At 38.0% G+C, this 16,282-nt stretch carries 15 protein-coding genes; 10 read left to right on the forward strand and 5 right to left on the reverse strand.

Translation table 11 applies throughout. From position 1 onward, the window contains the following. The first annotated feature begins 18 nt into the window (after positions 1–18). The 4 genes from BMX11_RS04085 to BMX11_RS04100 all read left to right on the forward strand — a co-directional run bounded on the left by BMX11_RS04085 (position 19) and on the right by BMX11_RS04100 (position 2,437). A complete protein-coding gene (locus tag BMX11_RS04085) occupies positions 19–402 on the forward strand; it encodes a TraR/DksA family transcriptional regulator (protein ID WP_090881725.1) in 384 nt (127 codons plus the stop codon). Beyond that, positions 402–1,004: a lipoprotein signal peptidase gene (locus BMX11_RS04090; protein ID WP_090881727.1), complete on the forward strand. Its 603-nt coding sequence runs from the start codon at positions 402–404 to the stop codon at positions 1,002–1,004. The genes BMX11_RS04085 and BMX11_RS04090 overlap by 1 nt, the downstream gene beginning before the upstream one ends. A gap of 133 nt (positions 1,005–1,137) precedes the next feature. Next, positions 1,138–1,653, forward strand: a complete 516-nt coding sequence (locus tag BMX11_RS04095; RefSeq protein ID WP_090881729.1) for a DUF4269 domain-containing protein — start codon at positions 1,138–1,140, stop codon at positions 1,651–1,653. Positions 1,654–1,756: 103 nt separating this feature from the next. Further along, positions 1,757–2,437 carry a 3-keto-disaccharide hydrolase gene (locus BMX11_RS04100; protein ID WP_090881731.1) on the forward strand — a complete coding sequence of 227 codons (681 nt, stop codon included), beginning with the start codon at positions 1,757–1,759 and terminating at the stop codon, positions 2,435–2,437. Between the two features lie 60 nt (positions 2,438–2,497). Here the strand turns inward: BMX11_RS04100 and BMX11_RS04105 are convergent, their stop codons facing one another. From BMX11_RS04105 to BMX11_RS04120, 4 genes are all read right to left on the reverse strand, one after another. Next, on the reverse strand, positions 2,498–2,857 hold the full coding sequence (locus tag BMX11_RS04105; RefSeq protein ID WP_090881733.1) for a ribosomal maturation YjgA family protein: 360 nt from the start codon (positions 2,855–2,857) through the stop codon (positions 2,498–2,500). A 204-nt stretch (positions 2,858–3,061) separates the two neighbouring features. Further along, on the reverse strand, positions 3,062–4,291 hold the full coding sequence (gene odhB, locus BMX11_RS04110; protein ID WP_090881739.1) for a 2-oxoglutarate dehydrogenase complex dihydrolipoyllysine-residue succinyltransferase: 1,230 nt from the start codon (positions 4,289–4,291) through the stop codon (positions 3,062–3,064). 92 nt (positions 4,292–4,383) lie between these two features. Continuing rightward, complete coding sequence (locus BMX11_RS04115) at positions 4,384–7,179, reverse strand: 2-oxoglutarate dehydrogenase E1 component (RefSeq protein ID WP_090881740.1); 2,796 nt, start codon at positions 7,177–7,179, stop codon at positions 4,384–4,386. Positions 7,180–7,421: 242 nt separating this feature from the next. Further along, a complete protein-coding gene (locus BMX11_RS04120; RefSeq protein WP_090881742.1) occupies positions 7,422–8,696 on the reverse strand; it encodes a DASH family cryptochrome in 1,275 nt (424 codons plus the stop codon). Between the two features lie 177 nt (positions 8,697–8,873). Here BMX11_RS04120 and BMX11_RS04125 point away from each other — a divergent pair, with 177 nt between their 5' ends. Together BMX11_RS04125 and BMX11_RS04130 are read left to right on the forward strand one after the other, a co-directional pair. Next, complete coding sequence (locus BMX11_RS04125) at positions 8,874–10,490, forward strand: DUF4139 domain-containing protein (RefSeq protein WP_090881744.1); 1,617 nt, start codon at positions 8,874–8,876, stop codon at positions 10,488–10,490. A gap of 47 nt (positions 10,491–10,537) precedes the next feature. Continuing rightward, entirely contained in the window at positions 10,538–11,443 is a 906-nt protein-coding gene (locus BMX11_RS04130) for a TIGR01777 family oxidoreductase (RefSeq protein WP_090881746.1), read from the forward strand. Between the two features lie 352 nt (positions 11,444–11,795). On the opposite strand, the gene BMX11_RS04135 is transcribed toward BMX11_RS04130, so the two are convergent. After that, the gene (locus BMX11_RS04135) at positions 11,796–12,752 is read right to left on the reverse strand and encodes a hypothetical protein (protein ID WP_090881748.1); all 957 of its coding nucleotides are present in this window, start codon (positions 12,750–12,752) and stop codon (positions 11,796–11,798) included. A gap of 370 nt (positions 12,753–13,122) precedes the next feature. On the opposite strand from BMX11_RS04135, the gene BMX11_RS04140 reads away from it, so the two are divergent. The 4 genes from BMX11_RS04140 to BMX11_RS04155 all read left to right on the forward strand — a co-directional run bounded on the left by BMX11_RS04140 (position 13,123) and on the right by BMX11_RS04155 (position 16,217). Continuing rightward, a complete protein-coding gene (locus BMX11_RS04140; RefSeq protein ID WP_090881751.1) occupies positions 13,123–13,314 on the forward strand; it encodes a hypothetical protein in 192 nt (63 codons plus the stop codon). 114 nt (positions 13,315–13,428) lie between these two features. Continuing rightward, a complete protein-coding gene (locus BMX11_RS04145; protein WP_245738573.1) occupies positions 13,429–15,087 on the forward strand; it encodes a tetratricopeptide repeat-containing sensor histidine kinase in 1,659 nt (552 codons plus the stop codon). Positions 15,088–15,098: 11 nt separating this feature from the next. After that, positions 15,099–15,764, forward strand: a complete 666-nt coding sequence (locus BMX11_RS04150) for a response regulator transcription factor (protein WP_090881752.1) — start codon at positions 15,099–15,101, stop codon at positions 15,762–15,764. Between the two features lie 117 nt (positions 15,765–15,881). Beyond that, entirely contained in the window at positions 15,882–16,217 is a 336-nt protein-coding gene (locus tag BMX11_RS04155; RefSeq protein WP_245738574.1) for a YegP family protein, read from the forward strand. Positions 16,218–16,282 lie beyond the last annotated feature (65 nt).

Raw genomic sequence — 16,282 nt, forward strand, 5'->3', positions numbered from 1 at the left:
GAAAATTAGATAAGTAACATGGAAAACAGCAACAAAACACGCTACTCAGACAGTGAATTACAAGAATTTAAAGATTTAATCCTAGATAAATTACGTATGGCCAAAGAAGAGTTAAATTCTTTAACGGCTTCTTTGAGCAATCCAAATGCTAATGGTACTGAAGATACTTCTGGTGCTTATAAAACATTGGAAGATGGTTCTGCAACAATGGAAAAAGAGCAGATTAATCAATTGGCTGCACGTCAAAGAAAATTTATCGACAACTTAGAGAATGCCTTGGTTCGTATCGAAAACAAAACCTACGGTATTTGTCGCGAAACAGGTAAACTGATCCAAAAAGAGCGTTTACGCGCTGTTCCACATGCTACACTAAGTATGGAAGCTAAATTAAAGCAAGGTTAATGAAAGGCTATACGAAACCTTTAATTCTAATCTTTTTGGTTTTACTGGCCGATCAGCTGGTGAAAACCTGGGTGAAAACCCACATGTACCTGGGGCAGGAATTCAATATTCTAGGCAAGTGGGCAATTATCCACTTTACCGAAAATAATGGAATGGCTTTCGGGATGGAATTTGGCGGCGAATTTGGCAAGCTTGCGCTTTCTCTTTTCAGAATTGCTGCAGTTGCCGGTATTGGCTACGGATTACACTATTTAATTAAGCATAAATACCACAGGGGATTGATTCTTAATGTTGCATTGATTTTTTCAGGTGCTTTAGGAAACATCATTGACTCGGTATTTTACGGTAAAATATATGGCTATGAGAGTTGGTTTCACGGCAGAGTAGTAGACATGTTCTACTTCCCTATTGCCCAAGGCCATTTCCCTGCCTGGTTCCCAATTTGGGGAGGCGAAGAATTCATTTTCTTCAGACCTGTTTTTAACCTCGCAGATGCCGCCATCTCTGTCGGAGTGATACTGATATTGATTTTTCAGAAAAATTACTTTAAAGAGGACGTAAAGGATGATGTGAGCATCAACAGTGAGATTGTTGAAGATTAACTTGCTGTCCATTCTGAACTTGCTAAAGAACGACAACAAAAATATAGCTAAGCCCATTTCTTAACCGAGATGGGTTTTTGCTTTTAAGGGAATTTTAATTATCATACCAGCCGAAAACAATTTAGCCTTAACCATGATCAACTTTCTTGATATTTCTTATCTCCTTTCAGGCAATGAAAAGCAAAAAAGAGCTTATGAGATTTTGACTGAACATAAGATACTTAAAAAACTAAAAAGCTCCTGTCCTATTTTGGTTGGCACTATCCCGATTAACATCGATATTGAAAGCAGCGATCTGGATATTATTTGTCAGGTGCAAAATAAACCAGCCTTTGTTAAATTACTGACCAGCCACTTCCAAACCAAAAAGGGTTTTACCATTACAGAAAGTGCAGTCTTTCAATCTGTCAAAGCTAATTTCTTTATAGATGATTTTGAGTTCGAAATTTTCGGACAATCTACACCAACAGTACAGCAGAATGCCTACCGCCACATGCTCATCGAACACCAGATACTTTTAGAAAAAGATGAATCTTTCAGGCAGGAAATTATCAGGTTAAAACAACAAGGCATTAAAACCGAACCTGCCTTTGCACAACTGCTCCACTTAAGCGGAGATCCTTATGATGCACTTTTAAAACTCGAATAGTCGATCGTCATCCGCTCTATTGACACCGGCATCTTCCAACATTAAATTGAATGTATTCCCTCTAGAAATATTATATTTGAAATAACCAAAACCAAATATAGCCATGAGATTATCTACCATCCTGCTCCTGTTCTTTACATTTAACTTCCCGGCATTTGCCCAAAAGAGTCTTTTTAACGGCAAAGATTTAAAAGGCTGGCATATTGACGTACCCGCAATGGATAAGAAACCAGACACCATTAATCCATTTATTGTTCGAAATGGTTTGCTGGTAAGTTTAGGCACACCAGGCGGCCATTTAATAACCGATAAAATTTATAAAAACTACCAATTAACCATTCAATACCGCTTTGCCGGCAAACCAGGTAACTGCGGGGTTTTAGTACACGCATCTACGCCTAGGGCGTTGTACGGTATGTTTCCAAAATCTTTGGAGGTACAAATGCAACATAAAGATGCGGGCGACTTCTGGTGTATTGAAGAAGACATTACGGTACCCGATATGCTTACCAGACGTGGACCAAAAGAAAACTGGGGTGTAAATGGCGATAAACTACGTCGCATTAAAAACTTAACAGATGGCAGCGAGAAACCACTTGGTGCATGGAATACGATGATAATTGAGTGTTTAAACAACGATGTTAAAGTATGGGTAAATGGTACATTGGTAAACTATGGAACCAACTGTACCACAAGCAGCGGCCAGATTGCTTTGCAAGCAGAAGGCAGCGAAGTAGAATTTAAGCAACTGGATCTGAAGCCTATCAAAGAATTATCTAAATAATTTACCATAGTTTATTTTTAGCCTGGCGAGGTCTTCATTTCGAGCGTGAAAGCTCGTAACTCAATCTTTGAATAGTAAGCAGATCACGTAACCACCAAAATAAGCCAGTAAATCATAGTAACTGAACGAAGTTCCCATCATGATGCTCATCAACTTATTATTTTCGAGGCCAAACCAGCTAACATAATTTAGGGCCTGTAAAAACTCTATGATACAAGCAAAAATGAGTACGCCTAAGGCGAGTTTTTTATTATTAGTTATTAGAAAAGTACGCAGAAATGCATAAATGAGTACCACAACTAATACATCGCCTCCAAATGGACGTATAAAAGGATCGTGCAGGTATTTTCCAATGAGTATTTCAGCGAGAAGGATTACCAGAAAAAGGATTAGAAACTTGTGATTGAACGTCAACTTCATGAGGGTAAAGATAGGGCAATTTAGGGCTGAGTATAACAAAAGCCTAAAGCAATGTTTGTTCTTGCTACTAGTATCTTGCTACTAGATTCTTGATACCTGCTACATGATACCTGCTACTTGATACTAGATCCTAGGATTTTGATACTAAAAAACAAAAAGCCCCGACGCTTGGTCGAGGCTTTGATATTTTCAAAATTTGAAAGACTAAACGCCTAACAATAATCTAGCTGGATCTTCCAATAATTGTTTTACACGAACCAAGAAACCAACAGACTCGCGTCCGTCAATGATTCTGTGATCGTAAGATAAAGCAACATACATCATCGGACGGATTACCACCTCACCTTTCTCAGCGATAGGGCGTTCTACGATGTTGTGCATACCTAAAATTGCAGATTGAGGCGCATTGATGATCGGTGTAGACATCATTGAACCGAAAACACCACCATTGGTAATGGTAAAGGTTCCACCAGTCATCTCTTCAATCGTTAATTTTCCATCACGTGCTTTTAAAGCCAATGCTAAAACAGATTTTTCAATCTCTGCTAATGACATGCTTTCTGCGTTGCGGATTACCGGAACAACCAAACCTTTAGGCGCAGAAACTGCGATAGATACATCAGCAAAGTTATTATATACTAATTCTTCACCTTCAATACGTGCGTTAACAGCAGGGAAATCTTTTAAAGCTTCAGTTACAGCTTTGGTAAAGAAACTCATGAAACCTAAGCCAACACCATGTTTTTCTTTGAAAGAATCTTTGTATTTAGCTCTTAAATCCATGATTGGCTTCATGTTAACTTCGTTAAAAGTGGTTAACATAGCTGTTTCATTTTTCACGGCAACTAAACGTTTTGCTACAGTTTTGCGCAGTGGAGACATTTTCTCACGGCGCTCTGTACGGCTTCCTGCAGGAGCAGCAACAGCAGCAGGTGCAGCAGCAGCTTTAGGCGCTTCCGCTTTTTTACCAGCTTCAGCTTTTAAAGCATCTTCTTTAGTGATACGACCATCAACGCCAGTGCCCTTTACAGCACCTGCATCAACACCTTTTTCTGCCAAAATTTTACCAGCTGCAGGAGAAGGAGTTCCCGTTGCATAGCTTTCGCCTGTTCTTTCAGCAACCGGAGCAGCAGCTTTATCTTCTGCTACAACTGCTTTTTCTTCAGCTTTTGGAGCATCTGCTTTTGCAGGAGCAGCACCACCATCTTCGATTTTACAAACAACTGCACCAATAGGTAATGTATCACCTTCAGCGGCAATGGTTTTTAAAGTTCCAGCTTGCTCTGCAGTTAATTCAAATGTAGCCTTATCCGATTCTAACTCGGCAATAACTTCATCCATTTCAACAACATCGCCATCGTTTTTAATCCAACGCGATAAAACAACTTCGGTTATAGATTCTCCAACCGCAGGAACTTTTATTTCTAAACTCATATTTGTAACGTTATGTATTTTATGTTAAAGGCATACCGCAGCAAGACTTAATTCGGCCTTAACCTTTTAAATCTTACTGCTTAAACCTCGATTTAATCTATTTGAACCAATTTTTTAGTGGCTTTTTTAGCAATATCCTTCACGTCTTCTGTTACTGGAATCTCTAATGCCTTAGCTAAAATATAAGCTTGTTGGTTAGCATGTTGTTTTGCAAAACCTGTTGCTGTACTGCTGCTTTCTTTTCTAGAGATCACATCAATACCTTTTAATGCTGTTTTGTATAACTTACGGAATAAATATGGCCATGCACCCATATTTTCTGGTTCTTCCTGTACCCAGAAAATCTCTGTAGAATTTTTATATTTTTTCTGGATGGCTTCCATTTGATCAACTGGGGTTGGATACAATTGCTCTACACGAACGATTGCTACGTGTTTCAATTGATCGGCCTTTTGTTTCTCCAATAACTCGTAATAAATTTTACCTGAACAGAAAAGTACTCTGGTTACATCAGCAACTTTTACATTCACATCATCTATTACTTCTTTGAAGCCACCTTCTGTAAATTCTTCTAATTTAGAAACACATGCCGGATGACGTAATAAACTTTTTGGTGAGAATACAACCAAAGGCTTACGGAAATCACGTTTAAACTGACGACGCAATACGTGGAAGAAGTTGGCCGGAGTAGTTGCGTTTACGATCTGCATGTTATAATCAGCACAAAGCTCCATAAAACGCTCAATACGTGCCGAAGAGTGCTCAGGGCCTTGTCCTTCATAGCCATGTGGCAATAACATTACCAAACCGTTTTCACGTTGCCACTTAGTTTCTGCACTGGCAATATATTGATCCACAACAATTTGTGCTCCGTTAAAGAAATCTCCAAATTGTGCCTCCCAGATGGTTAAAGCATTCGGATTTGCCATTGCATATCCATATTCAAAGCCTAAAACACCGTACTCAGATAAGTGTGAGTTATAAATATCGAAAGGTGCCTGCTGATCAGAAATAGTTGCTAAAGGAACATACTCTTCCTCGCTATCTTCTAAAGTTAAAACGGCATGACGGTGAGAGAAGGTTCCCCGCTCTACATCCTGACCGCTTAAACGAACACGCTTTCCTTCTGATAACAAAGTACCATAAGCTAACTGCTCACCCATTGCCCAGTCGAACACTTGTGTCTCGTTAACCATTTTACGACGCTCATCAAATAGTTTTTCAATTTTTTTGAAGAACTTTTTGTTTGATGGTAAAGTGGTAATGCGTTTACCTATTTCCAGTAAAGTAGATTTTTTAACTGCAGTAACTGGCGAAGTTTCAAAATCCTTTGGAGTAGCCATACGCAAATCTGCCCATGCTCCACCAAATTTAACTTCAGCGTTGGTGGCCACAAATTCTTTAGCTTCATTTAAACGCTCCTGCAAAATACCACGGAATTCCTTTTCCATTTCTTTCGCCAGGCCAGCCTCCAATTTACCTTCTTCAGTTAATTGCTTAACATAGATTTCTCTTGGATTAGGATGCTTTTCGATGGTTTTATACAATAAAGGCTGTGTGAATTTAGGTTCATCAGACTCATTGTGCCCAAAACGACGGTAACAAAGGATGTCAATGAAAACATCGTTTTTATATTTCTGACGATATTCCATTGCTAAATTGATCGCATAAACCAATGCTTCAGGATCATCTCCGTTTACATGGAATACAGGCGATAAAGTTACTTTTGCAATATCTGTACAGTAAGTACTGGTACGGGCATCCTTATAGTTTGTAGTAAAACCTACCTGGTTATTGATCACCAAATGGATAGTACCACCAGTTTTATAACCTTCAAGCCCTGCCATCTGAATCACTTCATACACAATACCCTGACCAGCAACAGAAGCATCACCATGAATTAAGATCGGTGCTAAACGACTATTGTCGCCTGCGTATTTAAAATCGATCTTAGAACGGCTCATGCCTTCTACTACTCCATCAACAGTTTCTAAGTGCGATGGATTAGGGCATAAACTTAAGTGAACGTTTTTACCTGAGTTAGTGGTTACATCGGTAGAATAACCTAAGTGATATTTCACATCACCTCCATATGGGGTATCAGCACTGTAGCTTTTACCTTCAAATTCAGCGAAAATATCTTTATATGTTTTTTGCATGATATTGGCTAACACGTTTAATCTTCCGCGGTGAGCCATACCAATTACAAATTCCTCAATTCCTAAATCTGCTCCTTTTTCAATTACTGAATCTAAAGCAGGAATTAATGCCTCTGCTCCTTCTAAAGAGAAGCGTTTTTGTCCTAAAAACTTCGTTCCTAAGAAATTTTCAAAGCTTACAGCTTCGTTCAGCTTTTTAAGAATACGTTTCTTCTCGTCGATAGAAAAGTTAGGTGTATTGCGCGTACTCTCCATTTTCTGTTGAATCCAGTTCAACACTTCCGGTGTACGTAAAAACTTAAACTCCGCTCCTATAGAGCCTGCGTAAGTTTGTTTTAAAACGGCTAAAATATCTTTAAGCTTAGCGGCTCCGATACCCAATTCAACTCCAGAATTGAAAACAGTTTCTAAATCTGCATCAGATAAACCGAAATTAGCTAAATCTAAAGTGGGTAAATGTTTACGTCTTTCCCTTACCGGGTTGGTATGTGTAAATAAGTGACCACGGCTTCTGTAGCCATCAATCAGATTAAGTACATTAACCTCTTTTAAAAATTGTTCAGGTGTAGCCGCGCTCACTGCCGGTGCCTCTGATCCTCTTCCAAAATCAAAACCTTCAAAAAATTTCTGCCAGCCAAATTCTACTGACTCAGGATCTTGTTGATACGACTGATATAAAGACTCTATATATTCGGCGTTTGCGCCATTGAGATAAGATAATTTATCCATTATTAACTTTTTACTATAAGCATTACAAAATTAGCTTTTTACCTTGTAAAAAAAGGCAAAAATATTGATTAAAAATAGAATTTGTATTTATTCTAAATGATTAATTCATTTCGAAAAAAAATAGCGTGATAATATCATAGAATCTACAGCAGATCATTTAAAACCCACAATAACTCTAAATCGATTAAATGCTAAAATTAATATTTAAAATAAAGATAAAATCCACGAATTGTACATCACAATTATGATGCCCAAGTAATGGCATAGTTGCCTTTTGGATCAAGGTTTTTAATATTCTTATCCAGATCAAAAATGCTTTTTGATTTTTGATCGTTACCAACACCTGCAATATTAGCCCAGTTGCCCCAATTGCTTGCAGGATTATAATCAATTAAACGCTCTTCGAAATAGGCAGCACCGTAAACCCAACTTACTTCCAGATTATTAATTAAATATAAAGCCGCGGTTTGTCTGGCAATATTAGAAATGTAACCGGTTTGATTCAATTCATTCATCACCGCATCCACAACTGCAAATCCGGTTTGACCAGTTCTCCATTTGTTGAAATTCTCTTGCTGATTGTCCTGATCTACCAAACCCTGGCTTCCAAAACCGTTAGGTTTAAAGAAAACATTGCCATATTTCTTGAACATGAAACGGAAATAATCCCTCCAAAGCAATCCCAAAAGCACATGATTAAACATGGCCTTGGCATTGGGCACACTTTCCATTTTTTTAATTTCCCAATAAACTTTACGCGGAGAAAGGCAACCCATAGCCAACCAGGCAGATAGTTTAGAAGCCAAAATGAGGTTCTTTGAAGTTGCCGCCTGTTGCATGGCATTAATCACTTTGTGCAGATGCTGAATACCTTCCTGCTCACCCCCAATAAATTCAAAATCAGAACGCTGATCTTTTTCATGAGGCTCCAGATTAACATCTTCAAGAGCAAAAATATTTCCCCAATCAATCACCTCTGCCACATTGATCCGATCTGGAGCAGCAAAGCAAGGCTTGATAATAGAATCGCGTTCAATTTTTTTCTTGAACTGGTTAAAGGCATCAGGGATATCTTTTATGGGAAAAGGCAAATCTTCCTTATTGTACAAAGTGTGTCCAATAAAATGCTTCAGGTTTACCCTCAATTTCCAAAGGGCATTCTCTACCAATGAAGAAATGTGTGTTTCTTCCATAGCCACCTCACGGTGATGGTAAACTTCGGTTATTTCATACTCCTGAACCAACTGGGGAATAATTTCTTCTGGATTCCCCTTAGCGATGAGCAGATTTCCGCCTATTTGCTTTAAAGAATTACGCAGGGATTCAACACTTTCAATGATGAACTTAGCCCTGATACTGCCCGTTTTTTGTGTATCATATTTAGTCTTTTCAAAAAGGCGGGCATCTAAAATATAAACGGGTAAAACAGCATCAGATTTAGCAATAGCCTCCACCAACATTTCATTGTCGTGCAAGCGAAGATCATTTCTAAACCAGACTAGTATTTTTTTTGACATCTATCTTAAAAAGTGTTTAAGAACGGAATAACAAAAATATCTTATTTTTCCTTTGCAATCAAAAAGATACGCCTTTCTTTACAAATAGGCAACAAAAAGAATATCAAGTTTATGGAAAATGAAATATCAGGGCATCCTGCATTCAACATTGATTTCATCCTGTAAACAAATAAGAAAATGAAACGCATATTTATCTGCCTACTATTTCCATTAAGTGTATTCGGACAACAGCAAATTAAAACGAAAGCAAGTTTAGAAAGTGTTACGGTTTACAATAACGGCGCCCAGCTTACCCACAAAGGGAATATCAACCTTCCAATGGGTACATCAGAAATCGTCATCAACAATATCTCTGGCAGGGTAAATGAAAATTCAATTCAGGTGAGTGTTTCTCCTGGTGTGACCATTTTGGCTGTACAATTTAATAAAGACTTTTTAAACACATATGCCGCAAATCCGGAGGTTAAGAAATTAACGGATAGCATTAAAATCGCTACTGCCGAACTAACGAAAACCAAAAATGCCAAAGCCATTGAAGAGCAGACTTTAGTTTTGCTAGATGAAAACAGAAAATCTGGGGGGAGTAGTAACGGAACCAATGTTGCCGAGCTGATTAAACTGGCAGAATATTACCGAACCAAAAATGCAGAAGTTAGAAGCGCTATTTCTGCCCTCATGTTATTGGAAGATAAGCAAACCCAAAAACTCAATGCCCTACAACAACAGCTTACCGAATGGAGGAACAACCCCAATCAGCAACTCGGACAATTGGTATTACAGTTAATGTCTAAAGAAAATATGGATGCCAATTATCAGCTTTCTTACGTAACACCCTATGCAAACTGGCAGGCCAGCTATGATATTAAGGCCATTAGCACTTCTAATCCTCTAGGCATAGTGTACAAAGCTGCTATTACGCAAAACACGGGTTTAGACTGGAAAAAGGTTAAGCTTTCTTTATCTACAGGCAACCCCAGCTATAACATTACGGCCCCAACCTTAAATCCCTGGTTTGTATCTACCTACCAGCCTCAACAGATTAGAATTAGAGGAATGGCCTCTCCCAGTATAAATGAGGACAAAAGCCTAAACGAAGTAGCTGTTGTGGGCGAGGGCCAAACAAAACTAAAAGAGATAGTTAAGGGCGTTTCTACCATTAACAATTACACTTCTGTAAATGAATCTCAATTGGGGGTAACTTTCGATATTTCAATTCCATATGATGTAAATAGCGATAACAAGCCACATACGGTTGCCTTTAAAGAATATGAAGTGCCTGCAACTTATAAATACTATGCAGCACCTAAGCTCAGTACCGATGCCTACTTATTAGCAGAAGTTATCAATTGGGAAAAATTTAATCTTCAGCCAGGAAATGCCAATATTATTTTCGAAGGTACCTATACCGGAAAATCTTTTATCAATCCGGCCAACATTACGGATACCCTTAGCTTAAGTATGGGTAAGGATAAAAAGATCATTGTTACCAAAGAGAAACAGCTAGATTTTAGCAGCAGCAAGTTTATTGGCACCAATAAGAAACAGGTATTTTCTTACTTAATTAAAATAAGGAACACCAAAAAAGAAAATATCGACCTAACCTTGAAGGATCAATATCCTTTATCAACAGATAGTGATATAGAAGTAGAATTATTAGAAAGCAGCGCCGCTGAAGTGAATAAAGAAACCGGAATGCTGCTTTGGCAATTAAAAGTTGCTCCAAATGAAACTAAAACTATTAAATTAAGCTATTCGGTAAAGGCACCTAAAAATAAAATCATTACTGGCCTGTAATTAACGTTCGCCCTCAAACCCTTTTGTATCTTTAGTGTTTTAAAAACATGGCTAAAAAGATTCTGATTACAGGTGCAACAGGTTTAGTTGGCAAGGCGCTCCAGGAACATTTAATAAACAAAGGGTATAAAATCAATACCCTTTCCAGAAAGAAGAGTAGTAACCCCAATAGCTATGTATGGGATGTTGAAAAGCAGCAGATAGACCCTAAAGCTTTTGATGAGGTATGCGCGATCATACACCTTGCAGGGGAGGCGGTAGCGGATAAAAAATGGACACCAGAACGCAAGAAACAGATTATTGATAGTCGGGTAAAATCGACCGAATTATTATATAAAACGTTGAGTAGTATCCCGAATCATCAGGTAAAAGCGATAATTTCTTCTTCTGCCGTAGGTTATTATGGCGATTGTGGTGATGAGATATTAACTGAGGAAAGTGAAAACGGTTATGGCTTTTTAGCCGAATGCTGCAAACTTTGGGAGCAAGCAGTTGATGAAGGTAAAAAGTTGAGTTTACGGGTAGTGAAACTGCGCACCGGCATTGTGCTGAGTACCAAAGGTGGGGCGCTGCCGCAAATGGCGCTACCTGTAAAACTATTTGCAGGTTCGGCACTAGGCACGGGCAAACAATGGATTCCCTGGCTACATATTGATGATATGGCGGAAATGTACATACACGGCCTGGAAAACTTGCAAACACAAGGTGCTTATAATGCCTGCGCTCCATTTCCGGTAACCAATTCAACTTTTACCAAAGCATTGGCTAACCAATTACACCGCCCTTTTTGGCCCATCAAAACTCCTAAAAAAGCAATTGAACTTTTAATGGGGGAACGTGTGGAAGCTGTATTAATGAGCAATAATACCTCTGCGCAAAAAATACTGGATTCGGGCTTTAAATTTAAGTTTACCCATTTGGACGATGCGTTCAGGGATTTATATAAAGTTTAGTTAGGCGTTTACCAAAAGTCATTGATAATACTTAGTCCATTCCAATACCCCTATGATATAAAGTAGACTGAAGGTAGAAAAAGGTAGCTCCAAGCTACAAAAAGGTACCTCGGAGCTACTAAAATCTAGCTCGAAGGTACAAAAAGGTAGCTTCAAACTACAAAAAGGTACCTCAGAGCTACAAAAAGGCACCTTAGAGCTACTAAAATCTAGCTCATATCAGGCTGTAGGATCTCCAATGCTATTAGGTTAAGCTGAATTTTGTCAGTCTGAGCCTCCCGATGTGAAATCTGTACTAGTAGTCGAAGACCTTCTTGATAAGCCGAAAACTATCCCATCTAGCGACGAGGGTTTAGCTTGCTGCCGACCTAACCTTATCCAGCCGTTTATTTCTCCTTAATTCTTTCTTAATTAATACAACCAAGAATATGATAACCGAAACAATGCCAATTCCCCAAACCAGCCTGATTAACAAATATCTATAGTTTGAGGTATATTTCATTAATATATAAGGCGTAACAGGTCTTAACCGCTTAGCTGTATCTACAGGATGCATCCCGCTATCGGTAAAAAATTCACGATTTCCTTTGATGTTGGAATACCAGACTTTGCCCAAATCTGCCTTTGTTAATGTATCAGGCGTAGTAATCTTTTTTAGTCTGTTTAATACTTGCATATTTAAAGAAATAACCGGAATATCAGAGCGCTTTTGACAATCAATAGGCTCATAGTGATCTTCCTTCCAATACATGCATTTTCCGGTCGGAAGTAATTTATTACCAATACTCTCCGCCCGGCGCTCCCAAAAAGGGGAAATGATGAGCCCAGCAAGCAGGACTGCTATACTTGCAATAAATATTTTATTAATCGGAATGGGAAATTTTGCAAAAAAAATTTCCCATTCAAAACGCCATTTAGACTCATTTTTCTTCTTTTTTAATTCCTCATAAAAAACTTTGCTAGGCCTATGCTTAAAATCAATTAACCAAGCCAAAAGTTCAGTATTTTTTTCATCAGTACTTTCTGTCTTTTCATTAAGATGGTTAGATAAAGCTTTAAAATCATCAGGATCTGATTTATCTAAAACCTGATAAAAATCTGTTCCCAACTTATCACGATCAAAAAAACTAGAAAAGATATCCGCATCCTTATCACTACATTTTAAGTCATTGTATCTTTCCTTATAAATCTCTAAGCAAGCCTTTCTTAATCGTGTTGTAGTCGGCTTAGTCAGAATTTTAGGGAGTTCCCCGTTTTGCTCTTTCTCTGCATAGGCTAGCAATACCGCATCTTGATAATATTCAGTCATTTAAGGATCAATTTAAGCGTAAAATTAAATTTAGAATTTTTGGAATCTTTACGGTTTTCCGGAATCCAAAAGGAATTTAAAAAGTTTTTTTGGATTCCATGGAATTCTCCCCTTTTACGATTTTCCAAGCCCCCATATTTGTCCCATCAATTGGTTCAAGCGCCGCACAAAACTTAAAACGCAGCACAAACAACTAATTAAAAATAGAGTAGAAATCGCGGTAGTAAATAGCCGGTTTGGGAAGCAGTTATCTGCTCCCGCGATGGACGCTCAGACTTCCCAAAAATTTCAGAAGGCCTTCTGATTATCTGGCAAACCCTGCGAAAGGTCGCAGGGAGCCAATAGTTAATCATTTCTAAATTTTTGAATCATGTTTTTACCAATTTTTATCGCTATTCTTTTAGGCTTAGTAAGCCCTGCCAATACCAACACGAACAACTGTAATGGTAACACTACAGTATCTACTTACGACAGTGGAACCAATGGAGATGAAGATCCAGATGATGACACTCCACCATCAGATGGAACTGGTGGCGAAACAGGCCAAAATCCTCCTAGATAGGCAATATCAATTAAGGTCGGTCAGTTAAATCTGCCCGGCCTTTTATATGAATATCACTCCAATCAATCTCGTTTCACCTAATTTTCTGTAATTTTGAATTAAAATCTAAATCTCTTGAAACGTTTCTTACTGTACATCCTATTGCTGAGCCTTTTATCTTGCTCGCAAAATAAAGCGCCTAACAAATCTTTAGTAGATAATCCATTTTACAACAAAGCATTCGATTTTAAAGATCAAAACAAACCAGATAGTGCATTGGCCTACTTCAATAGAGCCAAGGAGTTTTTTAACAATCAAAATGATAGCTTAGGAATTGGAAAATGTCTAATCAACACCGCAATTATCTTAACAGAACAGGGAGATAATTTTGGAGGACAAGAAATTGCTTTGCAAGCGCTTTCCTACTTAGATGAATCTAACGAAAAGCACTGGCTTTACCTGGGCGCAAACTATAATAATTTAGGAATTGCCACATACAATCTAAAAGATAATTTACAGGCTATAAAATTTTATGATGCTGCAATTAAGTTCTCCAAAAATCCTTTAGACGACCGGATGTACTTAAACAATAAAGCCAAGTCTTTTCAGGAACTTAAAAACTACAAAGCAGCCTTAGCCATCTATAATCAGATTCTAAATGAGGAACACAAAAATCCTAAAGAATACGCAAGGGCATTATCAAATATAGCCAGAACCAAATGGCTGGAAAATCCAAATTATAATGCAGAACCCGAGTTCATCAAAGCATTAGATATTCGTAAGCAGCAACAAGACCTCTGGGGACTTAATGCAAGCTATTCACATTTAGCAGATTATTTTGCAACGAAGAACACCAGTAGCGCTTTAAAGTATGCCCATCAGATGTACGAGGTGGCTAAAAATGTTAACAGCCCCGATGACCAACTGCAGGCACTTGACAAGTTGATCAGACTTAGTCCTCCGTTAGAAACCAAAACATATTTTGAAACCTACCAAAATTTATCCGACAGCCTCCAAACCGCTCGTAGCGCCTCGGAAAATCAGTTTGCACTCATCCGGTACGAGACGGAAAAGAATAAAGCAGATAATTTATCTCTTCAAAAAGATAACGACGAAAAAAAGTACCAAATCATTCTCCTAGCCTTCGCTGCATTAGCGATATTAACCACCAGTATTATTTGGTATAGAAAAAGAAAGCAAAAATTAGAATCTGAAGCACAAAATGCGATAAAGGAAATCCAGCTCAAAACTTCCAAAAAAGTGCACGACGTTGTTGCAAATGGCCTGTACAGGGTAATGTCTGAAATTCAAAATCAAGAAGCGGTAGATAAGGACCATGTACTAGACAAAATTGAAGATCTTTATGAGAAATCCCGGGATATCTCCTATGAGGATAATAACTATAGGGGTCCGGATTTTCACCTCAAGCTGGCAGATCTTCTGAGCTCTTTCGCTACAGAAACTACCAAAATTTTGTTGGTTGGAAACAGTTCCGTTCTTTGGCAAAAGATAAACTCACAAGTTAAATATGAGTTAGCGCATATTTTGCAAGAGTTGATGGTTAATATGAAAAAACACAGTAGGGCAACAAGTGTAGCTGTAAAATTTGAGCAGACTAACCACAATATAACTATTTACTATACAGACAATGGCATAGGAATTTCAAAAGGAACTTCATTTAACAATGGCCTCACCAATACGGGAAACCGTATAAAAGCCATTAAAGGAGCGATTAACTTTGATACTCAAACGGAAAAGGGTCTTAAGATTCAAATCACTTTTCCGGTTGCTTAAATGAATAACCTATGTTTAAAAGAGTACTAATTGCCGAAGACCACGAAATCGCTAATATTTCTGTCGTAAAAACGTTAAAAGAACTTGGAATAGCAGGCACTGATTATGTATATTATTGCGATGATGCTTTGACCTGGATTCAAAAAGCGAATCAAAATGGCCAACCATACGATTTATTAATAACTGATCTTTCTTTTGAAGAAGACCATCACCAACAGAAAATACCCGATGGTTCTTCTCTCATCCAGGCCGCGAAGCTCATACAACCTTATTTAAAAGTATTGGTATTTTCAGGAGAAAATAAACCAGCCATTATTGATACCCTTTTCAAAGAATTGGATATTGATGCTTATGTGCGTAAAGCACGCCATGATGCACAGCACTTAAACCAAGCCATAAATGCAATTTATAATGGTAAAAAATTTTTGTCGCCAGACCTAAAATTATCCCTGAAAGAAAAAAATTCTCACAACTTCACCGATTTTGATATCACCGTAATCTCACTGCTGGCACAAGGCACGCTTCAAAAAGATATTCCGCTATATCTTCAGCAAAAAAATATTAAACCCTCGGGCCTAAGTAGCGTTGAAAAGCGACTTAACCTGATGAAAGAAGTGCTTGATTTTTCAAAAAATGAACAATTGGTCCTTTATTGCAAGGATATGGGGATCATTTAGATCTTTATTGAAAGAGCACTAACGGTTCTTCAAAAAATAAAGCATTCATTTACGGCTTCCCGTAAAAATTAGTTTTAAGACCAAAGTACTTTTAGATACTTAATCAAAACACATTACATGATGGGAAAATTTATCATCTCCAAAAGACAGGATAACGAATTTCAATTTAAACTGAGAGCTACCAATGGCCAGGTTATTTTATCCAGCGAGGGGTATATTACGAAAGCATCTTGCAATAAGGCCATCGAATCGGTAAAAACAAATGCTTCCTCAGATATGAGATACGAAAGGAAGATTGCCAGGAACGGGTTGTATTATTTCAATCTGAAAGCAAGCAATGGAGAAATTATAGGCACCAGCCAGATGTATACCACCTTTATTGCGAGAGACAATGGAGTTGAATCTGTAATGGTTAATGCCCCAGTAGCTACTATACAGGATGAAACGATTTAATGGCAAATCATTAACCTATTACATTAAATATAACCTCTCAATAAAATGAATGAGATTGCCTGGAA

This window comes from Pedobacter rhizosphaerae, from assembly GCF_900111155.1.
Lineage (GTDB): Bacteria > Bacteroidota > Bacteroidia > Sphingobacteriales > Sphingobacteriaceae > Pedobacter > Pedobacter rhizosphaerae.